We start from the raw sequence: 24068 nt of genomic DNA on the forward strand, positions 1-24068 counted from the left end.
TTTGCCTGCAATAGCAACGTCCCGCGCGCCACGATGTCGCAAAGGTCGCAACGCTCCGTCAAAACGCTGTGGCCGTTTCCGTCTGTGACAGAATGCCCAAGCTTGCAAACGCACGTTCCAGATCGCGGTCACCGAAAGGTTTCTGAACCACGGCGCAGCGACCCAAAGCCGCGGCGGAGGGCACTTCCGCTTGGCCGGTGGCAAAGATGATGGGCATATCGGGATGCTGCGCCCGCACGCGGGTGGCGACCTCCTCGCCCGAAATATCCGGCAGGCCCACGTCGATCAGCAGCGCGTCGAATTGCCCGGCTTGCAGCCTGTCCAATGTCTCCTGCCCCGACGCGGTTTCGGTGACCTCGGTGCCCAGCCCGCTGAGGATATCCGCCAGATCGAGCCGTATCAGCGCGTCGTCTTCGCAGAGCAGAACATGACGGGGCCGGTCTGGCTGCTCTTGGACTGCGTCAGCCTTTGTTTTTGCAGCGGGAGCCGAGGACAGCGCGTCGCGGACTTTGATCGCCAAAGCGTCTTTGGTGAAGGGTTTGGCGAGGAACTGCACCCCGGCATCCACCCGGCCATCGCGCACGATCGCATCGCGCGAATAGCCCGAGATGAAGAGGATCGGCAGGTCGGGCCGCTCGGCCTGAAGGGTTTCGGCCATGTCGCGGCTGCTCAGTTCTCCGGGCATGACCACGTCCGAGACCAACAGATCGAATTCCGGCGCTTGCCGCGCGGCTTTGAGGGCGGTGGCGGGGTCTTCTGCGGTGCGTACGCGGTAGCCCAGATCCGACAGCAAGGCGGCGGTGGCGTCGCGCACCTCGGCGTCGTCTTCGACCAGCAGAACGGTCTCGTTCCCGCCCGCGATGTCTGAGGGGTCATGCCATTGCAAAGGCTCCGCCGCCGTCTCGGCGCGCGGCAGCAAAAGCGTCACCGTCGTGCCCGCGCCGGGATGGCTGGCGATGGTGGCCCGCCCGCCCGATTGCCGCGCGAAGCCATAAACGGTGGAGAGCCCAAGCCCGGTGCCTTTGCCCACCGGTTTGGTGGTAAAAAACGGATCGAACACTTTGGCCAGCGTATCCGCCGGGATGCCGGGCCCGTGGTCGATGACTTTGACCTCAAGATAGTCGCCCGCCACCATGTCAGGCTCACCCAGCAACTCTTCGGGGCCGATATGCCGGTTTTCGACCGCGATTTTCAACTTGCCGCGCCCCTCCATCGCGTCGCGCGCGTTGATGACGAGGTTTAGCACGGCGTTCTGGGTGCTTGCCGCATCGACATAGGCTGGCCACAGGGCATCGGGCGTGTCGAGTTCGACCTCCATCCCCTCGCCCAAGGCGCTGCGCATGATGTCGTCGATATCACTGAACAGATCGCGCAGGTCGATTGAGCGCGGCTGCAATGGCTGACGGCGGCTGAACGCAAGCAGTTGCGAGGATAGGGACGCGCCGCGCTCCACCGCCCGCATGGCCGCGTCGATCCGCACCCGCGCCGGGGAATCGGCTGCAATTTCGCGCGCGGCCATGGTCAGGCTGCCTGTCATCACCTGCAGCAGGTTGTTGAAATCATGGGCAACGCCGCCAGCAAGATTGCCGACCGCCTCGACCCGCTGGCTTTGGGCCAACCGGTCGTGAAGCTCTTCCAACTCACGGTTGCGTTTCTCGACACGCTCTTCCAAAGTCGTGTTCAGATCGGCCAGTTGGCGGGACAGTTCTTTCTGCTCGTGGATTTCGGAATTCGTGCCGACCCAGCGCATCAGCGCGCCTTGGTCATCTCTGGTCGGCACGGCTCGCACCAAGTGCCAGCAATAGGCACCATCGGCCCGTCGCAGGCGAAATTCGCTCTCGTAGACCGCCCCGGTTTCCACCGCCTCGGCCCAAGTGGCTATCGCCTCGGCGCGGTCCTCGGGGTGAATGATCGCGGGCCAAGCATCCCCGACCAGACTGCCCGGCGCCGCGCCCGAAAAGGCATATATCTGATCGCTGACCCAATCCAAACGCCCATCGGCGGTGGCGGTCCAGACATGGACCGGCATGGTATGGGCCATGGTGCGGAACCGTTCCTCCGCCTCGCGCAGCTTGGTTTCGGCAAGCTTATGCGCGGTGACGTCATTGCCTTGGATCACAATGCCGATGGTTTCTCCCCGCACGTTGTCGAGCGGTTGAAACACGAAATCGACGACGACCCGTTCAGTCGGACCTCCGGGGCTGCGTTGCACCCATGCCTCGGCCCCCTGTTGGCTCACGGCCTCGCCGGTGCGATAGACCTCGTCCAGCATTTCGAAAAAGCCTTGCCCCGCGATTTCGGGCAAAGCCTCGCGCGCGGGTTTGCCAATAAGATCGCGCTTGCCAATCATCCGTAAATAGGCGGCGTTGACCGTGCGAAAGACGTGGTTCGGCCCCATGAGGGTGACCATGAAATTCGGCGCCTGTTCAAAGATCAGCTTGAAAAGTCTGATCCCGGTATCGAGTTCCAGATTCTGCTGCGTCACCTCATGGGCACGGCGCAGCACGGCAGCTTGGGCCGGGCCTGCGCGCGCCTCACCCGGGGCTTCGGCGGTATAGACTTCGGTGATGTCCTGCGTGTGCTGCAAAATGAACTCAACCTCGCCATCCGCACCTAGGATCGGCGTATGGGTCGCGCTCCAATAACGGTCTTCGGTCTTGCCCTCGGCACTGGCGATTGGATAGGGGATGACCGGCAGGTGATCGGTGGTGCCATCGCGGAACACCCGCGCGAAAGACGCGCGCAGCATGCGGCCCGACTCGCTTTCGGGGTCAGATGGAAATTCCTCGAACAAGTCCTTCCCGATAAGCCGCTCTAACTGGCGATCAGTCACCTGTAGGTAGGCATCATTCGCCCAGACCACCCGAAGCTCACTGTCCAACAACACGAAGGGCGACGGCGCGGCCTGGAGGATTCTTTCAAAGTCATGGGTCATCGTGTGTTGATCTTCTTATCTATTGGAACGTGCGGGTCAGCAGTCTCAGCCGCGCATTCAATCTTGATTTGAGGTGTCAGGCAAGGACGGTTGCAGCGCCGTGTCTCGCGGCTGCCCTGGCTTGGCCCGCTACGGCAGGGAGGCTTTCGGAGGCTGCTCTAGATTTCATCGTATCTCGGAATTTTTAGGTCTGGGCGGCGGCGCCGCTGCGTCTCAACCGCGCGTCACGCATATGTAGCCCGCAATCCCTGCGGAACCAGAACCTCGCGCAGATTTTGCAACGTCTTGCACTCTGCGCTGAGTTTGCGATGAATGGAGCCGCTGCGCCTACCATGCCCCACGGGCCGCGCAGCCGATCAGCCATCGCCCTTTTTCTCATTTCCGCCCGCGCGCCCCTTTCCCAAAGCTATTCAGGACCACCGCATGACATTCCGCTTCATCCACGCGTCTGACCTGCACATCGGGCGCAAGTTCGCCAATATCCCGCAAGCGGCGGATGGCAACATCCGGGGGCGTCTGATGGAAGCGCGGCATGGGGCCATCGCTAAACTGGCCCAAGCCGCGCGGGATCACGGGGCGGCGCATGTGCTCTTGGCGGGCGATACATTCGACACTGCGACACCTTCGGCCGCTGTGCTGCGGCAGGCCTTGACCGCCATGGGCGAGGCGGCAGAGGTGACATGGTGGATCCTGCCCGGCAACCACGACAATCTGCGCGATGCCGAACCCCTGTGGGAAGTGATCCACCGCGATGCCCCTGCCAATCTGCGCGCTCTCTTGGATGCTGCCCCGGTTGAGATCAGCACGGATGCCAGCCTGTTGCCCTGCCCCGTGGCCTTTCGCGCGGGCGCCAGCGATCCGAGCGCCCCTTTGGACAAGATGCAAAGCCCCGAGGGGCATCTGCGCATCGGCCTCGCCCACGGCGGCGTCACCGATTTCACCGACAGTGGAGAGGCGATCGCGCCCGACCGGGACCAGCGCGCGGGGTTGGACTACCTCGCCCTTGGCGATTGGCACGGGCGGATGGCCGTTTCAGACCGGGTACAATACTGCGGCACGCCGGAGCAGGATCGTTTCAAACACGGGCGCCGGGGCGTCTGCCTTGCGGTTGAGGTTGCAGGCCCCGGCGCTGCCCCCAAGGTGGATGAGATCGAAACCGGCAGCTTCCTTTGGTCCGAGGCTGAGCTTGCGCTTCACCCCCGCCAAGACGCGGCGGCGGCATTGCAGGCCCTGCTGCCCGCTGCGGGCCGCCGGGATCACCTGCTGCGCGTCAAAGCAGGGGCTGGGCGGGCCTTCCCGATCGCGCAGCGCTTGCCCGCGCGGCCGAGGCCTGCGCCCCCGATTTCGCGCATTTCGAACTGGTGACCGAAGGTTTGGGCACGCAATATGAGGCCGCAGACCTTGATGAGATCGACCGCGGCGGTGCCCTGCGCATGGCGGCGGATACCTTGGTGAACGAGGCACAATCCGACACCCTGCCCCAGTCCGAGCGTGATGTGGCCGCCGATGCCCTCGCCCGGCTTCATGCCTATGTGCAGGGGGCGAAAGCATGAAGATCCGCGCCATCACCCTCAACAACGTCCGCCGCTTCACCGACCCCGCGCAAGTGACCGGAATAGGCGACGGGATCAATGTCTTGAGCGAGCCGAACGAGCACGGCAAATCCACGCTTTTCGACGCGATACAGGCGCTGTTCTTCAAACCCTTCGGCTCTCGCGATAAAGAGGTCGCCGCCCTGCGCCCCCATGCGGGCGGTGCGCCGGAGGTGACCATCGAGGTCGAAACCGACGAGGGGCGCTTTGCCGTTCACAAGCGGTGGTTCCAAAAGCCCCTTGCCACCGTGCACCGCGATGGCAGGCTGATCGCACAGGCGGATGAGGCCGAGGCATGGATCGCGCAGCTTTTGGGCGGGGATGCGGGCGGGCCGTCGGGGCTGATCTGGGTCCGGCAGGGCATGACCGCGCTGACCGGTGGCTCGACCAAAGAGGAGAAACTGGCGCTGGAGGCGCGGCGCGATCTGATGACCTCGGTCGGGGCCGAGGTCGAAGCGATGACCGGCGGGCGGCGCATGGACAAGGCGCTGGCACAATGCCGCGACGAGCTTGCCCAGTATGCCACCGGCACCGGACGCCCGCGCACCGGCGGACCGTGGAAAGAGGCCCAAGATCAAGTGGAGGCGCTACAGGCCACGCGCGACCAACTGACCGCCACCGCGCGAGAGTTGCAGGACGCCTTGGCCGAGCGTCAGCGGGCACGGCGGGCCTTGGCCGACCTCGAAGCGCCTGAGGTGGTCGAAGAACGCCGCCAAAAGCTTGAGGCCGCCCGCACCGCCCATGACGCCGCCACCCGCCACGCGGAAGAACTGGAAACCCTTGACCGGGCCGTGGACCTCGCGCGTCTCACGGCTGAAAGCGCCACATCGCGGCTCGACAGCTACCGCGCCGGAGAGGTCGAGCAACAGGCCGCCCGCGCCGCCGAAGCCACAGCCCGCAAAGCGGCAGAAACCGCCCACAGCACCCTATCTGAACGCCGCGGGACGCTTGACACCGCAGAGGCCGCCGCGACAGATGCCCGCGCCGCCCTCAAAACCGCCGAGGACCACCACCGCCACGCCTTGCGGGCGCGTGCCGCGCGGGACGGCGCAGACCGTCGCCGCGCGCTTGAGGATCGCATCAAAGAGGCCGAAGAGGCCCGCCGCCGGATGGAGACCGCCGGTGCCGCCGCCCAATCCGGCCCGGACGCCGCCACGATGCAACGGCTTGAAACCCTCTCTGCAGAACTCTCCGCCAGCCGCGCCGCCCGCGATGCCGCAGCCCCCAAGTGATTGTCCGCTACGCCCCCGGCCAATCGGGCAGCATCCACAGCGACAGCGGGCCGTTGGCGGAGGGCACCCCCTGCCGCTTCCGCGCAGCACCACCCTGCGGATCGACGGTATCGGCAGTTTGGAAGTCCACCCCGGCGCGGAGGGCGCAGAGGACGGCACAGTCGAAACCGCCGCCGCCAGCCTGCAAGCCGCGCTCGACCAGATTGGCGCGGCTGATCTGGCCGGGGCTCGCGCCGCCGCCGCGGCCCGTGTGGAGGCCGCCGCGCGTCAGGGAGAGGCCAAGGCCGTTCTCAACAGCCTCGCCCCTGAGGGGATCGACGCGCTGCACCAAGCCCTCGCCGCTATTCCGGCCTCGGAGGAGGTTTCCGACGCACCTGATCTTGCGCGCGCCGAAGACGCCCTCGAAACTGCGCAGGCCGGGCATGAGACGTGCCGGATCGCGCGGGAGACGGCAGCCGAGGCGCTGGCCGATGCCAAGGCCGATGCCGCGGTCAAAGACGCGCAGCTTGCCTCGCTCAGTGACCGGTTGCAGCGCGCCGAGGCGCAGCAGGCCAAGCTGGGCGATGTCACGGAAGACGCGCTTGCCACCCAAACCGCCAGCACCGCCGCCGCGCTGGAGGCCGCACGCCTGTCCCACGCCGAAAAGGCCAAAGACGCGCCAGATGCGGCCAGCCTTCGGGCCGCCCTCACCCGCGCGGAATCGGTTGAGGCGCAAGCCCGAGAGGAAGTCGCCCGCCTGCGTCCCCTGCTGGCCCGGCTCAGCGAACGCATCACCCGCGCCTCTGGCGACGCGGTGGAGGAACGGCTCGCCGAGACCGAAGACCAATTGCAGGCCGCCGAAGAGACCCTCGCGCGGATCGCCCATGAGGTTGCGGTGCTCATCCGGCTGGAAGGCGCTTTGCAAGACGCGCGGAACGAGGCGCGAGAGCGGTACTTCACCCCCATCGTCAAAGAACTCAAACCGCTGCTGCAGCTCCTTTGGCCCGATGCTGAGCTGACATGGGGCGAGGAATCGCTGCTGCCGCACGCGCTGATCCGCGAAGGTCGCGAAGAGCCGATCGATGTCCTTTCAGGCGGCACCCAGGAACAGGTGGCGCTTTTGGTACGGCTGGCCTTTGCGCGGATGCTGGCCCGCGCGGGGCGCATCGCGCCGGTGATCTTGGACGACGCGCTGGTCTTTACCGATGACGACCGGATCGAGCGGATGTTCGACGCGTTGCACCGGCAGGCCAGCGATATGCAGATCATCGTCCTGACTTGCCGCCAACGCGCCTTTCGTGCCCTTGGCGGACAGGCTTTGCGGCTGCAAACGGTGGGCCCATAGAAATAACGGCATCAAGTGCCCAGCGTGAATGAACTTTTCCCCCGTCCCGCGTTGGCTTCGTAGCATCTGCGCAGGGCATGTTGGGGGAATACATTGAACGATATCGCCGCGATCAGACGGCTGTTGGAAGTGCTGGTACTGATCGCCCTCTTCGTGACTGCCTATTTCGCCAAGGATTTGCTGCTGCCGATCCTGCTTGGTTTCCTCCTCGCGCTGACGCTTAGCCCGCTGATCCGCTCCTTTGAAAAATTCGGCATCTCGCCTCCGCTGGGGGCTGTGCTGCTGATTGGCTTTGTCGGGCTGATCATCTTTGTGCTGGCCGGGCTGTCGGCGGGCACCGTGGCCACGTGGTCCGACGAAATCCCCTCGATGGGCAATGAGATACAGCGCAAGCTGCAAGGCTGGATGAAGACGGTAGAGGATGTCCGCTCTGCCACGGAACAGGTCGAAAAGATCGGCGCAGATAACGGCGCCAGCAAACCCGAAGAGGTGGTGGTCAAACAGCCGGGCCTGCTCGACAATGCCATGAACACCGGCGCGCGGATTGGCGGCACGGTGGCCGTCGCCCTTGTGCTGGCGCTGTTCCTGCTGGCCTCGGGCGATCTGTTTTACCTCAAGCTGGTTCAGTCCTTCCAGACCTTCACCGGCAAGAAGCGCGCGCTAAAGGCGGTCTATGACGTTGAGCGCCGCGTGTCGCGCTACCTGCTGACCATCACCATCATCAACGCGGGGCTTGGCGTCTCTGTTGGGCTTTACCTTTTCGCGCTTGGGCTGCCCGTTCCTTATGTCTGGGGCTTGGCGGCGTTCTTGCTGAACTTCCTGCCCTATATCGGCGGGGTGATCGGCGCGGTGCTGGTGGGGGCCTATGCCATCGCCACATTCGACAGCGTCGGCTATGCGATCCTTGCCCCCATCGGCTATCAGATCCTCACCGGGATCGAGGGGCAGTTCATCACGCCCTACCTTGTGGGGCGTCGGTTGGAGTTGAACACCGTTGCCGTGTTCCTCACCGTGGTCTTTTGGGGCTGGCTTTGGGGGATTGCAGGCGCGCTCGTGGCGGTGCCCTTCCTCGTGGTCTTCAAGGTGATTTGCGAGAATGTCACCGCGCTCAACATGATCGGGCATTTTCTGGATAAATCCGCCCCCGATGTGGCGGCAACCGCGGCGGATGAACCCGCCGCGGAAAAGCCCGGTGGCTAAAGCCGCCTAGCCCGCGAGGGACGGCAGCCAAAGCACGATCTGCGGGAAGGCCACAAGCAAGCCGATGGTCACCGCGTCGGCGATGAAGAAGGGCATCACGCCGCGGAACACGTCCTGCACGCTGAGATCAGGGCGTACGCCCGCGACGACAAAGCAGTTGAGGCCAATGGGCGGGGTGATCAGACAGAACTCCGCCATTTTCACCACCAGAATGCCAAACCAGATCGCGCACATTGGCCCCGACATGCCAAAGGCGCTGTCAGCAGCCGAGACGAACTCGCCCCCGTTGAGCGCCATGACCGCCGGATAGACCACGGGCAGCGTCAAAAGCAGCATGCCGATGGCGTCCATGAACATACCCAATACCGCATAGGCCAGCAGGATGCAGATCAGGATGATCATCGGAGAGGTTTCGAGCGAGGAGATCCAATCGGCAAAGGCACCCGGCAGATCGGCAAAGCCCAAGAAACGCACGTAGATCAACACGCCCCAGATGATGGTGAAGATCATCACTGTCAGCTTGGCTGTCTCCAACAGCGCGTCCTTCAACTCGGCCAGACGCATCCCACGGAAAACCGCCATGCAGAAGACGATGAACGCACCCACGGCGCCACCTTCAGTCGGGGTGCCCCAAGCGTCGCCAAAGGGGTTGTAGACGAAGAAGATGATGATCACGACCACCGCCACAATCGGCAGAGCGGCAGGCAAAGCGGCAAAGCGTTCACGCCATGTGAAGCCGGTCACCGGCGGGCCGACGTTCTTCCAGATCATGGCGATGCCAATGATCAAGATGGCATAGACCACCGCCGAGAAAGCACCGGGGATAAAGCCTGCGAGCAGCAGCTTGCCCACGTCCTGCTCAACGATGATCGCATAGATCACCAAGATCGCCGAGGGCGGGATCAGCGAAGCCAGCGTGCCCCCTGCCGCCACGACGCCCGCCGCGAATTGCTTGTTATAGCCGATCTTGAGCATCTCGGGGATGGCGATCCGCGCGAAAACCGCAGCCGTGGCCACCGAGGCGCCGGAGACCGCCGCAAAGCCCGCCGTAGCAAATACGGTCGAGACGGCCAAGCCACCCGGCACCCAAGCGAACCAGCGTTTCGCGGCCTCAAAGATCGCTTTGGTCAGACCCGCGTAATAGGCCAGAAAGCCAATCAGAATGAAGGTCGGGATGAGTGAGAGTGTCTGGCTCGATACTTTCGAGTGCGGCACCTGCCCCGCGGTCTTGATCGCCACGGTCAGCGCCCAGCCAAGCTGGTCCCACTCCATGCCCTTCTTGGCCCAGAAAATCCAGATAAGGCCGATAAGCCCGGCCATGGCGGCGGCAAAGGCCACCCGCATGCCAAGCACCACCATAAGCAGCATGCCGCCCGAGACCCAAAGGCCGATTTCAATAGGATCCATCAGTCACGTCCATCCAGTTGTTCGGCCTCGGCCATTGCTTGTTCTGCCGCCGATTGCACCAGCGGCACGGCCACGGGGCGGTCCAGCCCCAGTATCAAGGCCCGGCCATAGCCCCAAATCTGCAGGCAAAGCCGCAGAGAGATCACGGCAAAGGCCACCGGCACCACCAGTTTGCTGGGCCAGATTGGCAGGCCGATATCGATCGAGCTGTCACGGCTCCACATCGGGGCAGCCATATCAAAACTGCGGTCGAAATGCGCCCAAGCGCCCCATGTCAGCGCCAGCATCAAAAGCAGGATCAGCACCACAGACAGCAGTTCCGCCGCCCAAAGCGCGCGACCCTTAAGCTGGCCGATCAGAATGTCCATGCGCACATGCCCGCCCATACGTTGGGTATAGGCGATGCCCATGATGGCGATGAACGGCATGGCCGCTTCGATCCAGTCGACATAGCCCGCCAGTGGCGTGGAAAAGAACTTGCGCCCCCCACGGACCAAACGGCCAGCACCATCAACATGAAAACGGCAATCCCCGAGATCAGGGCAAAGAAGGTCTCCAGTTTCAGCAGGCCCCGGTCGAGGCGGCTGAGGAGGCTGCTGTCCTCCAGCACGGCGGATGATCCGGCCATCGGCTCTCCTTTTCAGAAAGTCTGTTTGTTACGTCATTAAAGTCGAAAGGGCCGCGCGGTTTGCCGCACGGCCCTCTAAGTCATGCGCGCAAGGCTTAGTTCGACGCGCGTTCTTTTTTCAGCGTTTCCATCACGAGGTCATAGAGTTCCTGACCCGGAATGCCTTGGGCTTCCATGTCTTTGATCCATGCTTCGCGCGCAGGATCAGCCGCTTTGGCTTTGAACTCGGCGATCACCTCGGGGAGAATTCGACCTTCTCGACGCCCTTTTCTTCAAGAACGGAATCCCACCGCTCAAGCAGTTCACCGTAGTTGGCAAGGTAGTGATCCAGCGCCTCATCGACGGACCCATCAAGCGCTTCGCGCTCTGCGTCGCTCAGCGCCTCATAGGCGTCGATGTTCACCACAACGGGGCAGTTCACGGTGCCGGGGTTGAGGTTCGCGGTCCACCAATCGGCTTTGTTGATCGTGCCAAAGCTGAGGTGCGCGTGCTGGGCGAAGGCCACAGTGTCGACAACACCGGATTCCATCGCGTTATAGGCTTCCGAAGAGGTCACGGATGTCGGCACACCGCCCACGGCTTCGAATGCTTTGCCCAGACCGCCGGTGGCGCGCACGCGCATGCCGTCAAAGTCTTCCAACGTGGTGCGCGGATCGCCGGTGCCGACAAGGTTGTACTGCGGCATGGGCGAGGTCATCAGCATCTTCGCGTTCCACTGCGCCATCTCTTTGGCCACGGCGGGGTGCGCATAGACGGCACGGCTGACCGCGACTTCTTCTTCAAGGTTGCTGACGCCAAGGAAGGGAAGTTCCAACACGGTGATCGCGCGGTTCTTGTCGGCGTGGTAGCCGGCGCAGAACTGGGCCATCTCGAAGGCACCGATGGAGATACCGTCGAGGTTCTCACGGTTCTTGGACAGGCCGCCGTAGCTGACGTTGATGGTGAATTCGCCGTTGGTCTTTTCGCTCACCAGTTCGGCGATCTTTTCGACATGTTCGGTGAAGGCGCGGCGCTTGCCCCAGACGGAGGCGTTCCATTCGGTCGCGGCAGCTTCGCCGACAAAGGCAACGCTCAGCGCACAGGCGGCGGCACCGCTCAGCAGGTTTTTCATGATGTCTCTCTCCCATTGTTGCCGCCCCTTGGATGGGCGGATTGGCGCACAGGCTACCCCGAGGGGACAGGCCTGCCAACCCCGTCATGCCGCGCAAATACGACAGCCGCAAGACAGTTGGGCAGGGTTTGACTGCCAAGGCATTGAAAAAGCGCGTCATTCCCCGGCACAGATCGGAAAATTTACAGATACCCCGCCAATTGGGAAAAACCTTTACAGGCAAGCCCTTGTATTCCAGTTGCTTATTCACTTCTTTTCACGGGCCGCTATGATCCAGCTTAGGAGGAGGCCACGGCAGCCGGGTGAGATCTGCGCCCCGTGGCAAGATGCGAACATCAAGGGAGGAACCACCATGTCCGACGCCACCGCAAAGACCTATCCGCCATCCGCCGACATGGCCGCCCGCGCCCATGTGGATGCGCAGACCTATGACAAGATGTACCACGCCTCGGTCACCGACACCGAGGAATTCTGGCGCGAACAGGCGCAGCGGATCGACTGGATCAAACCCTTTACCCAAGTGCGCGATGTGAACTTTGACCTTGGGTCAGTCAGCATCAATTGGTTCGCGGATGGCGAATTGAACGTCAGCGCCAATTGCATCGACCGCCACCTTGAGACGCGCGGCGATCAGACCGCGATCATTTGGGAGCCGGACAGCCCCGAGGACGCCGCCAAACACATCAGCTACCGCGAATTGCACAGCGCCACCTGCCGCATGGCCAATGTGCTGCGCGATCTGGGCGTGGGCAAAGGCGACCGCGTCATCATCTACATGCCGATGATCCCCGAAGCCGCCTATGCCATGCTGGCCTGCGCGCGGATCGGCGCGATCCATTCCATCGTTTTCGCCGGGTTCTCACCGGATGCGCTGGCCGCCCGCGTCAACGGCTGCGAAGCCAAGGTCGTAATCACCGCAGATGAGGCCCCGCGCGGCGGCAAGGCCACCCCGCTCAAGGCCAATGCCGACAAGGCGCTGGCGCAGTGCGACGCCAGCGTGCAATGCCTCGTGGTGCGCCGCACCGGCGGGGATGTGGCATGGAACGACGCCCGCGACCGCGATTACAACGTACTGGCCGAGCAGGCCGCCGACACCTGCGAGCCGACAGCCGTGGGGGCCGAAGACCCGCTGTTCATCCTCTATACCTCTGGCTCCACCGGCCAGCCCAAGGGTGTGGTCCATAGCACCGGCGGCTATCTCACCTATGCGGCGCTGACCCATGAGGTGACCTTTGATTACCACGATGGCGATGTTTATTGGTGCACCGCTGATGTGGGCTGGGTCACCGGGCACAGCTATATCGTCTATGGCCCGCTGGCCAATGGCGCGACCACGTTGATGTTCGAAGGGGTGCCGACCTACCCCGACGCCAGCCGTTTCTGGCAGGTCTGCGAGAAGCATAAGGTCACGCAGTTCTACACTGCCCCCACAGCAATCCGCGCCCTGATGGGGCAGGGCAAAGAATTCGTCACCAAAAGCGATCTGTCGTCGCTGCGCATCCTTGGCACCGTGGGTGAGCCGATCAATCCCGAGGCGTGGAACTGGTACCACGACGTCGTCGGCCAAGGCCGCTGTCCCATTGTCGACACTTGGTGGCAGACCGAAACAGGCGGTCATCTGATGACCCCCTGCCCGGCGCGCATGACATGAAACCGGGGGCCGCGATGAAACCGTTCTTCGGGATCAAACCCGTGGTGCTCGACCCAACCTCGGGTCAAGAGATTGAGGGCAATCCAGCCGAAGGCGTGCTTTGCATCGCGGACAGTTGGCCGGGCCAGATGCGCACCGTCTGGGGCGATCATGAGCGGTTCGAGAAAACCTATTTTGCGGATTATCCCGGCTACTATTTCACCGGCGATGGCTGCAAACGCGATGCCGATGGCGACTACTGGATCACGGGCCGCGTCGATGATGTGATCAACGTCTCAGGCCACCGCATGGGCACCGCCGAGGTCGAAAGCGCGCTGGTCGCCCATGACAAAGTCGCCGAAGCCGCCGTGGTCGGCTACCCGCATGATGTCAAAGGTCAGGGCATCTATTGCTATGTCACATTGATGAGCGGTGAAGAGCCTTCCGATGATCTGCGCAGCGAACTGCGCAACTGGGTCCGGCAAGAGATTGGCCCCATCGCCTCGCCCGATCTGATTCAATGGGCGCCCGGCCTGCCAAAAACCCGCTCGGGCAAGATCATGCGCCGCATCCTGCGCAAAATCGCCGAAAACGATTATGGCGCCTTGGGGGATACATCGACACTGGCGGATCCCAGCGTGGTGGATGATCTTATCGACAACCGAATGAACCGCTAAAGCTTGGCACGGCGCGGGTGGCTGCCCGCCCCCGCGCCGTGCCCTAAGAAAGAGAGACATGGACCAAACCGCCCCCAGATACTGCCGCCCGCCACAGCAGCGGAATGTGACGCCGCCCTGCCGGATATCCTCGCCGCGCCCAAGGATGGCGCCGTCATAGAGCAGCTCTGTTTCCGCTCTGATTACGGCCTGCGAGACCACCCCGATCAGCTGGACCTGACCGTAGGCGAAGGCATCCGTGGCGAGCGTTGGACCAAGAAACCTTGGCTGACCCTGCCCGATGGCAGCCCCGACCCGCGGATACAGGTTTCGATCCTGCCCAAACGCATCATGGACCTGTGCTGGCGCGACCGCGCAAACACGCCCCACCCCGGCGATACGATGATCGTTGACATGGACCTTAGCCATGAGAATCTGCCCGTCGGCACACGGCTACAGGCCGGATCGGCGGTGCTCGAGGTGAGCGACAAGTTCAATACCGGCTGCATCAAATGGCGCGACAGATATGGCCAAGACAGCCTGCGCTGGATCAACCGAAAGGAAAACCGCCCCCACCGCCTGCGCGGTATCCTGTGCAAGATCGTGCAGGATGGCACCGTGCAGGTCGGCGATCAGCTCGTTAAACTTTGAGGCTTGGCAAAGAGCAAAGGCCGCCCCAATAGGACGGCCTTACGTTCATTTCATATTTGTAAGCTCGGCTCTCGCCTTGCGCGGGCTTAGCCTTCGACGCGCTGCAGGTTGATCTCACCCACGCCCACAGCAAAGTTCACGCCGGTCTGGGTGTTCACGCTCAGCGGCTGAAGCGCCAGCGTGTTTTCCGAGCCACCTGTCATCAGGTTGGCGCCTGCCCCGACACCAACGGTCGCCTCAGCAGAGACACCCTTGTAGCTGCCGTTCAGACCGCCTTCGTAATATTCCTGCTCAGTTGGGGCCAACACCAGCCAAGACATCTGGCCGTTCTGGGTTTTGCCGATATCGACGCCCCAGCGGTTGATCTCACCGACATAGGTCTCATCCTCGAGACCTTCTTCGATGGGGTTGAACGTACAGGTCAGCTCGCGGGTGGAGCCAAAGATAAAGCCGGTGCCATCGCCCACATCGCAAGACAGCGACCCGATCTCAGCGTGGTCTACGGTCTCATTGTCATCGGCCATCGCGGTGGAACCGAAAGCGGTGGCGCTCAAGAGGGCGGCGCCGAGGGTCAGTTTGGTTGCATGCATCATCTTTTGTCACTTTCCGGCGCGGCGTTGCGCGCCTTTTCTGCTTTGAACGGCATTCGGGTGCCTTGGACAGGCGGCGCAGATGACCTGCCCCGCCCCTTTCAGACAGCCAGCATCGACACCAGGTAGGGGCCGATGATGCCTCTCATCGCAGACCCAACGCCCATCCCCGGCTGGGGTTCCTGCCCGTGGCCACAGAGGCGAAATACCGCGCAGGGTGACGGGGCGCGCAACGCCCCGGCACCGCTGGACAAATCAGCCGCTACATGGCACCGCTTGTCGCTATGAGTGATGATCTGATCCCCTTCTCGCCCGACAGCGGCGATGCCCCAGCCCTGCGCCGCGCTTTTGGGCGTTTCGGCACCGGCGTGACCGTGGTGACCGTGAAAACCGCACAGGGCCCCTTGGGGATGACCGCGAATTCTTTCGCCTCGGTCTCGCTTGAGCCGCCCTTGGTGCTGTGGTCGCCTGCGATCTCATCCAAACGGCACGACAGTTTCACCTCGGCCGCATCGTTCTGCATCCATGTCCTTGGCGCGGATCAAGAGGATTTGGCCCAGCGGTTCGCCGGCCAAGGTCACGACTTTTCCGGTTTCGACTGGACCGAAGATGCCGCAGGCGTGCCGACCTTTTCGGGCTGCCTTGCCCGGTTTCACTGCAACACCTACGCCGTGCATCCGGCGGGCGATCATTCGCTGATTTTGGGCCATGTGCAGCAGGTCGCCCTGCGCGAGGATGGCGCGGCGGGTCTGATGTTCGACCAAGGCCGCTATGGCCAATTTACCCCGCGCGACGCAGATTGAACGCGGCCAAGGGCGCCCCGCAAGGCGCCCCCGTTCTCAGTAATCCCGCTCAAAGAAGATGCCGATGCTGCTGTCGCCATCCGAGCCAAGCGTGCCCTTGGCCGTTAGGCTTTCGGTAATGTCGAGGTTGAGGAAACCTCGCCAGTCCCGTCAGAGGCCGCCGTGACATCGGTATAGACATTGTCGGTCAGGTATTTCCCAAGCCGCAGCGCCGTTGCACCGTCGTCGGTGGTGGTCACATCCAGATCGTCCAAGCCAAAGCCTTCGCGCAGGTTGCCGATCACCCCTTCGCCGCCACGGCCCGCAAGGGTCGCCACCGCACTGGCCAATTGCAGCGCTTGGAAGGCCGAGATTTCCGAGATGTTGCGACCAAAGAGCAGTTGCGACAGCACCTCATCCTGCGGTGCGGCGGGGGTGGATTCGAAGGTCACCTCTGGCTCATTCGCAGGGCCGCTGACGATGACACGCACCTCGCCCGCTTCGGTATCGGTCGAGGTCACGAAGCGGATATAGGGAATGAAATCGCCTTGAAACTGGACCGAGCCTTCGTCGAGCAAAAAGCGTTTGCCCAAGATATCAAGCCGCCCCCGGATCAGTTCAAACCGCCCGGCAGAGATGATCCGATTGGTGGTGCCGCTGAGCTTAAGCGAGCCGCCCAGTTCCGCATCAAGCCCGCGCCCGCGCACGAAAATCCGGTTGGGCGCGTTCAATTGCAGGTTCAGGCCAAAGCCGGGGCTAGAAGCATCCTCGGCAGGGTCTTCCCCCGCCTCGGCCCCCTCCAGCCCGGCCTTGCGCCGCGTTGCCAGAACATCGGCGGGCGCGTTGACATGGGTGATCTGCGGAATGTCCCCGATTGAGGTCAGCCCCGTTGCGGGCACCTGAATATTGGTCTCGCCTGCGTTGATCACCCCGGTGATCTGCGCCCCACCGCTTAAGGGGCCTGCAAGCCGCAGGTCGCCGTTCAGCGTGGTGCTGTAAAGGCTTGGGTCTGCATAGACGAGATTGCGCAGGGTCACGCTGATATCCGCAGGCAAGGCCGGTGTCAGGGTGATCGCCCCCGCCACACGCAGCTCTCCGCCGTCGACTGCCTGACCGGTCACGTTCAACTGCGCCCGGTTGTTGCCAAGCTGGATATCCGCATTGATCCCGCGCAGCGCCACGCGCAGGTTCGGCGCGGTGAACGTCGCGTCGCTGGTGGTGATGCGCCCACTGACCGACGACAGCGCCGCCGGGCCATTGATTTGCAAGTCAAACTGCGCCTGCCCCTGCAAGTTGCGCGGGGCAAGGAAGGGACGCGACAGGCCAAGCGGCGCGTCGCCCGCGATATCAAGGTTCAGCGTCCCATCGGGGTTCACCAACCCAGCCACGGTCGCCTGCGTGCCGGCGGGGCCATTGGCATTGGTGTCAATCCGCCATGCCTCCCCTCGCGCCGGGCCGAGCCTGCGACGCTCAGCGGGCCGTTCACCTGCTCCACCAAGGAGCCGATGTCCGGCATGTTCAGCTGGAAATCGACCGCCGCATTGGGGCCGGTCACCAAGCCTTCGACCGTCGCCCGCGCGCCGTAGGGGCCGCTGGCGCTTGCATCAAGCACCACACCTGCTTCGGTCTGGCGCGCCACGCCATTCGCGGCGAAAGAACCCGTGACGCTGGGCACCAGCGGGTTCACATTGGGAACGGAGACGTCGAACCGCATTGAGACCTCACCGGTGACCAGCCCTTCGACCATGGCATTGCTGCCATAGGGGCCGTTGGCGCTCACATCCACGGCGATCCCGTCTTCTGTTTGACGGATGTCGCCGGTGGCCGAAAGCGGGCCATTCACACCGGGGGCGATGGGGCTAAGGTCGGGTACCGACAGATCAAAGCTGAGCGCCATATTCGGACCGGTTGCCAGACCTTCGACCACGGCGCTGCTGCCGTAGGGGCCGGTCGCGGCGACATCCACGGCAATGCCATCCTCTTGCTGGCGGACGGTGCCCTGCGCGGCAAGCGGCCCGTTGACGCCGGGGGCCAGCGGGCTGACATCCGGCAAGGTCAGGTCAAAGCGCAGCGCCATGTCAGGGCCGGTTGCCAGCCCTTCCAGCGCAACGCGACTATCGTAGGGGCCATTGGCGATGGTATCGACGACAAACCCCTGTTCGGTCTGCTCCAACGTGCCACTGGCCTCAACCCCGCCGCTGATCTGCGGCACGAGGGGTTGGATATCTGGCAACGACAGGTCAAAGGCCACATCCACGCGCGGCGTGACCAGCCCCCTGACCGAGGCCTGCGCATCAAGCGGGCCGCTGGCGTCGGTGTTGATCTCCCAGCCCTGTGGTGTCTGGCGCAACTCGCCCTTGGCCGTGACAGGCCCGGTGATATCCGCGTCGGGTACGAAATCTTCGATCCGCGGGATATCTGCGGTGAAATCGATCTGCGCGTCCTCGCCCGTGGCCAAGCCCGACACGGTCAGCGCCGCGTCATAGGGGCCATCGGTCACCGCATCAACAACCCAGCCGCGCGCTTCTTGTACCGCTGTTGCCTTGACCGCGATGGGCCCTTCGTACTGTGGCAGAACCAGCCCGACATCGGCGAGCGTAAAGTCCAAAGCCGCGCGGCTGTCTTCGCTGCGCAACTCGACATTGCCGGTCAAATCAATCGCGTCGTTCTTGAGGTCCAGATCACGAAGATAAGTCCCGGTCTCATTGCGCTTTGCGACCATGCTGAGGCTGGTGCGACCCGCCAGAACCGCATCGGCCTGTTCGATCCCAATCTCAAGGTCATCCGTCCCGCCCGCAATCGCCAGATCAAACATACCGCCCAAAGGCGTGACCGTCCCGTTCAGCGCCAGCGCCGTAGCGCCCGCGATATCGCGGCCTGCCAGCGCGGAAAAGCGACTGATATCCTGCGCTTCGAGCGTCATCTTCAACTGCGTGAGCAGCCCGGTATCCACCCCATCGATCGCCGCCTCGCCGGTCAGGCCATAGTCTTCCCCGACAGGGTCAGCCCGTTGATCTCAATCGGTTCACCTTCGACGAAACGATCTCGGCGCTGCCGGTGATCGCGTCCCCAATGGCCTCGGCACTGGCCGGGTCGGTCAGCGACATCCCCTCGGTGGCAAAGGTCACATCGCCAAGGAATTGGCCCAAACTGCCAAGGTCGCCTTCGAGGATCCCATCAAGCGCCAGTTGCGTCTGCGCGATTTGCAGCGCGCCCGTGTCCAGCCCGGTGATGTCGAACGCACTTTCAAAGCGGTCGCCATCGGCGGCATCGTAATCCACGCGCAGGGTCACGGCCTCTACCCGCGTGCCCTCACCCGAAATCGGCAACAGGGTCGAAGTGCCATCGGGGTTTGCGATCCGGCCAGAGATGTCGATCAGGGTCGGCCACTTCTCTTGGTTCAGCGTGACCTGCCCCTCAAGATCGACGGAATTCGCCGCAAGAGCAAAGCTGCTGACCTCAACGGCACCGTTGCTCTCAAGCAGCGCATCAACCGCCAACCGCACGTCTTCCCCGAAAAATTCGCGGTAGCGCGGAGCGAGCAGCGCGGTGATGTCGCCCCCGATATCGGCCTGAATGCGACGGTCAGGGGTTTCGCTGGCGCGGCGTGGGGCCTGCGTGCCAAGGGTCACTTGCCCGGCCAAACGCTCCTCGCCATCGGTGGCGATGGTCACATCGGTCGCGAAATCATCCAGCGGGCCCGCGCCTTCGACGGTCATCTGCACTGAAGGCTGCCCCGGCAGGTTCAGCAGTTTCGAGGCGATGCCTTCGGGGTCTTCGGTCAGGTTCAGCAGCAGATCCAGCACATTTTCCGTGCGGTCGAAATCTGCCTGAATGTCGAACTCACCCTTTTTGCCATCGGTCCGGCGGGCCTGAAAATCGACAATACCAACCGTATCGGTCAGCCGCGCATTGGCGCGGACCGAAAGCTGCGCAGCCTCGCCCAAAATGGGCTCGCCCAGATTGATCTCATCTACGGAAAAGTCAGCGATTTCAATGGAAACGGGCAGATCGGGCAAGGCAAAGGGTTTGGCCTCGGCATCGGGCAGATCGACCTCATTGCTGACTGGCAGACGCTCGACATCCAGCCGCCCGGCGGTGAGCTGTTCAACCTCCAGCCGTCCGCGCAGCAGGGCCGAGCGGTTCCAATCCAGCACCACCTCTTCCAACGTCAGCCAGATGCCATCGTCGTCCGAAATAGTCATCCGATCAAAGGAGGCTGCTGAACTCAGCGCCCCCGAGAACCCGTCGATGCTGACGGTGCGGCCCGCGCCACTGAGTGCATCCTGAATGGTCCGGGTGAGAAAACCCTTGTCGTCATCCTGCGCAAAAGCCGGTGTGAGGCAGGCCAGATAGACAAAGCTGGCGGTGAGAATCTGCAAAAACTGTCGCATTAAAACGCCTGTCCAATCCCGATATAGACTTGGAAATCTTCATCAACTTCCGGCCCCGAGGTGGGCACGGCCACATCCAGACGGATCGGGCCGATGCCCGTGGCATAGCGCAGCCCCAGCCCCGCGCCGGAGTGCCAAGTGCCTGATCCGTCGTAGAATTCTTCTGACCCGATATAGCCCGCATCGGCAAAGCCCACGACGCCGATCTTCTCGGTCAGGGCCACGCGCGCCTCTGCCGAGAGGCCGACAAAGCTGCGCCCGCCCACGGTGTCGCCGCTTGCCAGATCAACCCCCAGCGACTGATAGGGCTGCCCGCGCACGGTGCCGCCCCCGCCAGAGTAAAACAGGTAATCCGCAGGCGCCTCGGAAAGGTCCGGCCCAGCGACGGAGCCAAGCTGCCCCCGGAAGGCCAGTGTCACGGGGCGCTCGGTTCCAAAGCTGCGGTAGTAACGCGCATCAAAATAGGTCCTCAGACCGCTTTCAGACCCCGACAGCGCGACGAAGGGCGTGATATTAGCGTCGATGTAATAGCCCTCGGTCGCGTCCAGTTCCTTGTCGCGGTAGTCGAACTCAGCCCCCAGCGGCAAGGTCAGCAGGGTGTATTGGTTGGTGCCAAAGGCATCCTCTGTCTCGGCCACACGCAGGCCAAGGCCCGCAGAATAGGTGCGGTTTTGGTTGGCGATCCGCTCGATCCCCGCTTCCAGATCCAACTGACGGGAGAAGTAATTCACCTCATCCAGCTGCTCTAGCGTCGCCAGCGCATAGAAATCGGTATCTTCGTTAAAGGTCGCCGGACGCTCGAACCGAGCGGAGAGCGTATAGTCTTCGCCGCCCGAGTTGCCGCCGATGCCTTCGATCTCTGCCGACAAGCGCAGCCGTTCGGCTCCGCCCAACAGATTACGGTGCAGCCAGAAGGTGCTCAACGTCAGCCCTTCGAGCGAAGACAGTTCCGCGCCAAACCCAAAGCGGCGCTTGGGCGCTTCTGTCACCTGCGCGGCAATGGGCAGCGTGTCATTTGGGCCAATCCGATCCGCTTCGATCAGGGCCACGGCATCAAAAGCGCCGGTGCGGCGCAGCCGTTCGGTGGCCAGTTCCAACTCCTCGGGAGAGAAGACCTCTCCCTCCGGCAGGCCCGCGATCTCAATCAGGCGGGCGGTGCGCACGTCTTCGTTGCCGGTCACGGTCAGCGCACCAAAGCGCAGCTTTGGTCCCGGGGCGATCCGCAAGGCAGCGTCGATCTGCCGTTCACGGTGTTTGGCCACAAGATCCTGATCGGCCAATTCCGCCTTTGCGTGGCCCACATCGCGCCAGCCGCTGACCCCGGCCGAGACGGTTTCCTTGAGCACACCAAGGCTCGCAGTTTCGCCGCTGGCGAAACCCTCCGGCAGTTCGGTACCGGGGGCAACAGGCGCGATACGGGCCGCGCCAAAGCGGAACTTTGGCCCCGGGTCCACGGTGATCACGGCGCGGTCGATGCGGCGCGGCGGCTGCACCGGGGGAATCGCGGCGGCATCGACGCCGTCCAATGTGATTTTAAGCGTCGGCCCGAAATACCCATTGTCGTAAAGCAGCGCCAAAAGCCTGCCATAGTCCGCCTGCGCTGCGGCGACCAATTCCTGCGGCGTGGCCGGTTCGGCATCTTCATCGGTTTGCTCGGCCAGCAGCGACCCGTCGCGCAGGGTGGCATAAAGCTCTGAATCATCGTCGATACCGGTGATGGCCAGTTCTGCCGCCTGCGCCGCAGCCCCCACCAAGAAGAAGTCCAAGAGCGAGACAATACGCCGCCCCTTGAGTCTGCCCTTGTTGCGCCACGCGCTACCCTCCTTGCGTTTCGTCACCCCGGTTTTCGCGCCGGTTTTCCTTAGCCCGCTCAGCACGAGCCTTTTTCTCATCAACCGTTAAACGGCATTGCCGCCTTGGCTGCAAACATTCTGCCGGGGCAATAGCGGTATGAGAGCCCTGTTCGCCCGTCTCGCACAGAAGCGGACCGCAAAATCGGCAAAATACCGCGCAGCAAAGTGTAGTCTGCACGCGACGAGAGACGAGGGCTGAAACGAGTTTTCTTTTTTGGGTGATCCAACCATCGCTTTGCCATTGCAAAGCATGGTGGTGCGGTCGGAGAGACTCGAACTCTCACGGGTGTTACCCCACAGCGACCTCAACGCTGCGCGTCTACCATTCCGCCACGACCGCACGCCATGGTTGGTGGGCGGGGTTTAGCCAAAGACCAAGGGCTTGTGAAGAGGCAATCGGCAAAATTTTTCAGTGAGTTTCAGAAAGCGGGTTAAGCCCCTATTTTCCCGCGGCCACTTCGCTGATCACAATCCCTTTAATGCCCTGCAATCTGACACCTCAGACGTTGAAACGCCGCGTCCGGCAAGCCATCTGTGGACCAAGCAACAAGGAACACGCCATGCCCGCAGATACCGCCACGCCTTCAACTGACGCCCCCACCGTGCAGATCGACATCGTGTCGGATGTCATGTGCCCTTGGTGTATCGTTGGCTATAAACAACTGGAACAAGCGCTCGGCGCGGTCGGCGTGGGCGCATATCTGCGCTGGCATCCCTTTGAGTTGAACCCGCAGATGCCAGCCGAAGGCCAAAACATGGCCGAACATCTGGCCGAGAAATATGGATCCCCCCGCGCAATCGGTCGAGAATCGCAAGCGGCTGTCCCAGATGGGCAGCGACTTGGGCTTTGCCTTCAACTTTTCCGACGACACGCGGATGCAAAATACATTCGCCGCGCATCAGTTGCTCACTTGGGCGCAGGCCAAGGGGCTGCAACACCCGCTCAAAATGGCGCTCTTCGATGCGCATTTCACGCAAGGTCACAATGTGAATGATCCCGAGGTGCTGGCCGATGTCGCGGCCTCCGTCGGGCTGGACCGCACCGAGGCGCTGGCGGTGCTTAGCAGCGGCAGCTTCGCCGAACAAACCCGCGAAGCACAGCAATTCTGGACCTCCCGCGGCATTTCCGGCGTGCCGTCGATGATTTTTGAGGGCAAATACCTCGTTACCGGAGCACAGGGAGCCGATAATTATGCCCAGATGCTCCGCAAGGTTCTGGAAGAACGTGACGCCGCCGCCTAACGCAGAGCCTCTGGCGGTGCGGCGCGGGTCTTGCTAAGGCATCCCTATGGTTGAATGGATCATCAGCGACGGCTTGACCGATTACCGCACCGCCGAGGCGTGGATGGAGGCGCGCGCCACCGCCATCGCCGCGGGCGAAGCCGAGGAATGCATCTGGCTGGTAGAACACCCCCGCTCTACACCGCGGGCACCTCGGCGCGTGCCGAAGACCTGACAGAGCCGGACCGCTTTCCCGTCTATCCCACCCGGCGCGGCGGGCAGTACACCTATCACGGACCGGGCCAGCGCGTGGCCTATGTGATGCTGAACGTCGCCGCACGGGGCCGCGATGTCCGCTGTTTCGTGCGCCAGCTTGAAAATTGGGTGATCGCCACATTGGATGAATTCAACCTGCGCGGCGAGGTTCGCCCTGGGCGTGTCGGCGTTTGGGTACAGCGGCCCGAGAAACCCGCCCAGCCCGATGGCAGCCCCGCCGAAGACAAGATCGCCGCGATTGGAATCAGGCTGCGCAAATGGGTCAGCTTTCACGGCATCAGCATCAATGTTGAACCGGAGCTCAGCCATTTTGGCGGCATCGTGCCCTGCGGCATCACGAACCATGGGGTGACCTCACTGGTCGATCTGGGCCTGCCCGTGACGATGGACGATGTCGATCTGGCCCTGCGCGCCACCTTCGATGATGTCTTTGCCAATGACCCCTCTGGCAGCTGCGACATCGCCTCCTGAGAGAGGCAAAGCGCGCGCCAAGCGGCGTTAGAACCCGATTATACGTCGATAGCCGCAGCGGAAAAAATACCCTCCCTGCGACCATCGCGCCCATTGCCCCCGCGAGACGGTCGCT

Annotated in this window: 14 protein-coding genes, 1 tRNA gene and 5 pseudogenes; 10 read left to right on the plus strand and 10 right to left on the minus strand. The window is 63.1% G+C overall.

Features of this window, described 5'->3' with window-relative positions; all coding sequences use genetic code 11:
• Positions 1–58: 58 nt before the first annotated feature.
• On the minus strand, positions 59–2935 hold the full coding sequence (locus tag ACFQAU_RS01090) for a hybrid sensor histidine kinase/response regulator (protein ID WP_132446773.1): 2877 nt from the start codon (positions 2933–2935) through the stop codon (positions 59–61).
• A 423-nt stretch (positions 2936–3358) separates the two neighbouring features.
• On the opposite strand from ACFQAU_RS01090, the gene ACFQAU_RS01095 reads away from it, so the two are divergent.
• From ACFQAU_RS01095 to ACFQAU_RS01115, 5 genes are all read left to right on the plus strand, one after another.
• Entirely contained in the window at positions 3359–4300 is a 942-nt protein-coding gene (locus tag ACFQAU_RS01095; RefSeq protein ID WP_386279940.1) for a metallophosphoesterase family protein, read from the plus strand.
• Positions 4297–4488 carry a hypothetical protein gene (locus ACFQAU_RS01100; protein WP_386279944.1) on the plus strand — a complete coding sequence of 64 codons (192 nt, stop codon included), beginning with the start codon at positions 4297–4299 and terminating at the stop codon, positions 4486–4488. Before ACFQAU_RS01095 ends, ACFQAU_RS01100 begins: the two co-directional genes overlap by 4 nt.
• A complete protein-coding gene (locus ACFQAU_RS01105; protein ID WP_386279947.1) occupies positions 4485–5759 on the plus strand; it encodes an AAA family ATPase in 1275 nt (424 codons plus the stop codon). The genes ACFQAU_RS01100 and ACFQAU_RS01105 overlap by 4 nt, the downstream gene beginning before the upstream one ends.
• A gap of 118 nt (positions 5760–5877) precedes the next feature.
• The gene (locus ACFQAU_RS01110) at positions 5878–7083 is read left to right on the plus strand and encodes an ATP-binding protein (RefSeq protein WP_386279951.1); all 1206 of its coding nucleotides are present in this window, start codon (positions 5878–5880) and stop codon (positions 7081–7083) included.
• A gap of 93 nt (positions 7084–7176) precedes the next feature.
• Positions 7177–8283 carry an AI-2E family transporter gene (locus ACFQAU_RS01115; RefSeq protein WP_082849525.1) on the plus strand — a complete coding sequence of 369 codons (1107 nt, stop codon included), beginning with the start codon at positions 7177–7179 and terminating at the stop codon, positions 8281–8283.
• A gap of 6 nt (positions 8284–8289) precedes the next feature.
• Here ACFQAU_RS01115 and ACFQAU_RS01120 read toward each other — a convergent pair whose 3' ends face one another.
• From ACFQAU_RS01120 to ACFQAU_RS01130, 3 genes and pseudogenes are all read right to left on the minus strand, one after another.
• Entirely contained in the window at positions 8290–9690 is a 1401-nt protein-coding gene (locus ACFQAU_RS01120; protein WP_120350717.1) for a TRAP transporter large permease, read from the minus strand.
• Positions 9690–10318: pseudogene (locus tag ACFQAU_RS01125) on the minus strand (TRAP transporter small permease subunit). The gene ACFQAU_RS01120 and the pseudogene ACFQAU_RS01125 overlap by 1 nt, the downstream one beginning before the upstream one ends.
• A gap of 95 nt (positions 10319–10413) precedes the next feature.
• Positions 10414–11429: pseudogene (locus ACFQAU_RS01130) on the minus strand (C4-dicarboxylate TRAP transporter substrate-binding protein).
• Positions 11430–11781: 352 nt separating this feature from the next.
• Between ACFQAU_RS01130 and acs the strand changes: the two are divergent.
• Together acs and ACFQAU_RS01140 are read left to right on the plus strand one after the other, a co-directional pair.
• Positions 11782–13736 (plus strand): annotated as a pseudogene (gene acs, locus ACFQAU_RS01135) (acetate--CoA ligase).
• 78 nt (positions 13737–13814) lie between these two features.
• Positions 13815–14366, plus strand: coding sequence for an MOSC domain-containing protein (locus ACFQAU_RS01140; RefSeq protein WP_386283746.1), 552 nt, complete (start codon positions 13815–13817; stop codon positions 14364–14366).
• Between the two features lie 86 nt (positions 14367–14452).
• Here ACFQAU_RS01140 and ACFQAU_RS01145 read toward each other — a convergent pair whose 3' ends face one another.
• Positions 14453–14959: a DUF992 domain-containing protein gene (locus tag ACFQAU_RS01145; protein WP_120350712.1), complete on the minus strand. Its 507-nt coding sequence runs from the start codon at positions 14957–14959 to the stop codon at positions 14453–14455.
• A 263-nt stretch (positions 14960–15222) separates the two neighbouring features.
• On the opposite strand from ACFQAU_RS01145, the gene ACFQAU_RS01150 reads away from it, so the two are divergent.
• Complete coding sequence (locus ACFQAU_RS01150) at positions 15223–15759, plus strand: flavin reductase family protein (RefSeq protein WP_120350711.1); 537 nt, start codon at positions 15223–15225, stop codon at positions 15757–15759.
• A 104-nt stretch (positions 15760–15863) separates the two neighbouring features.
• Here the strand turns inward: ACFQAU_RS01150 and ACFQAU_RS01155 are convergent, their stop codons facing one another.
• From ACFQAU_RS01155 to ACFQAU_RS01175, 5 genes are all read right to left on the minus strand, one after another.
• Positions 15864–17126 (minus strand): translocation/assembly module TamB domain-containing protein, encoded by a 1263-nt coding sequence (locus ACFQAU_RS01155; protein ID WP_386279961.1) that lies wholly within the window; start codon positions 17124–17126, stop codon positions 15864–15866.
• Positions 17111–18691, minus strand: a complete 1581-nt coding sequence (locus tag ACFQAU_RS01160) for an AsmA family protein (protein ID WP_386279965.1) — start codon at positions 18689–18691, stop codon at positions 17111–17113. The genes ACFQAU_RS01155 and ACFQAU_RS01160 overlap by 16 nt, the downstream gene beginning before the upstream one ends.
• A gap of 49 nt (positions 18692–18740) precedes the next feature.
• Entirely contained in the window at positions 18741–20132 is a 1392-nt protein-coding gene (locus ACFQAU_RS01165; RefSeq protein ID WP_386279969.1) for a hypothetical protein, read from the minus strand.
• Positions 20132–22024, minus strand: a complete 1893-nt coding sequence (locus tag ACFQAU_RS01170) for an autotransporter assembly complex protein TamA (protein WP_386279973.1) — start codon at positions 22022–22024, stop codon at positions 20132–20134. The genes ACFQAU_RS01165 and ACFQAU_RS01170 overlap by 1 nt, the downstream gene beginning before the upstream one ends.
• Before the next feature lie 215 nt (positions 22025–22239).
• Positions 22240–22325 (minus strand) — tRNA-Leu (locus ACFQAU_RS01175).
• Positions 22326–22545: 220 nt separating this feature from the next.
• On the opposite strand from ACFQAU_RS01175, the pseudogene ACFQAU_RS01180 reads away from it, so the two are divergent.
• Together ACFQAU_RS01180 and lipB are read left to right on the plus strand one after the other, a co-directional pair.
• Positions 22546–23227: pseudogene (locus ACFQAU_RS01180) on the plus strand (DsbA family oxidoreductase).
• Between the two features lie 46 nt (positions 23228–23273).
• Positions 23274–23953 (plus strand): annotated as a pseudogene (gene lipB / locus ACFQAU_RS01185) (lipoyl(octanoyl) transferase LipB).
• Positions 23954–24068 lie beyond the last annotated feature (115 nt).

This window comes from Sulfitobacter profundi (assembly GCF_042661425.1).
GTDB classification, from domain to species: Bacteria; Pseudomonadota; Alphaproteobacteria; order Rhodobacterales; family Rhodobacteraceae; genus Sulfitobacter; species Sulfitobacter profundi.

What these genes read in the sequence shown, in the direction of transcription:
- ACFQAU_RS01105 (WP_386279947.1), top strand. Translation starts at nt 4,485, where the DNA reads ATGAAGATCCGCGCCATCACCCTCAACAACGTCCGCCGCTTCACCGAC.
- ACFQAU_RS01150 (WP_120350711.1), top strand. Translation starts at nt 15,223, where the DNA reads ATGGCACCGCTTGTCGCTATGAGTGATGATCTGATCCCCTTCTCGCCC.
- ACFQAU_RS01170 (WP_386279973.1), bottom strand. Translation starts at nt 22,024, where the DNA reads ATGAGAAAAAGGCTCGTGCTGAGCGGGCTAAGGAAAACCGGCGCGAAA.
- ACFQAU_RS01145 (WP_120350712.1), bottom strand. Translation starts at nt 14,959, where the DNA reads ATGATGCATGCAACCAAACTGACCCTCGGCGCCGCCCTCTTGAGCGCC.
- ACFQAU_RS01095 (WP_386279940.1), top strand. Translation starts at nt 3,359, where the DNA reads ATGACATTCCGCTTCATCCACGCGTCTGACCTGCACATCGGGCGCAAG.
- ACFQAU_RS01090 (WP_132446773.1), bottom strand. Translation starts at nt 2,935, where the DNA reads ATGACCCATGACTTTGAAAGAATCCTCCAGGCCGCGCCGTCGCCCTTC.
- ACFQAU_RS01165 (WP_386279969.1), bottom strand. Translation starts at nt 20,132, where the DNA reads ATGCGACAGTTTTTGCAGATTCTCACCGCCAGCTTTGTCTATCTGGCC.
- ACFQAU_RS01120 (WP_120350717.1), bottom strand. Translation starts at nt 9,690, where the DNA reads ATGGATCCTATTGAAATCGGCCTTTGGGTCTCGGGCGGCATGCTGCTT.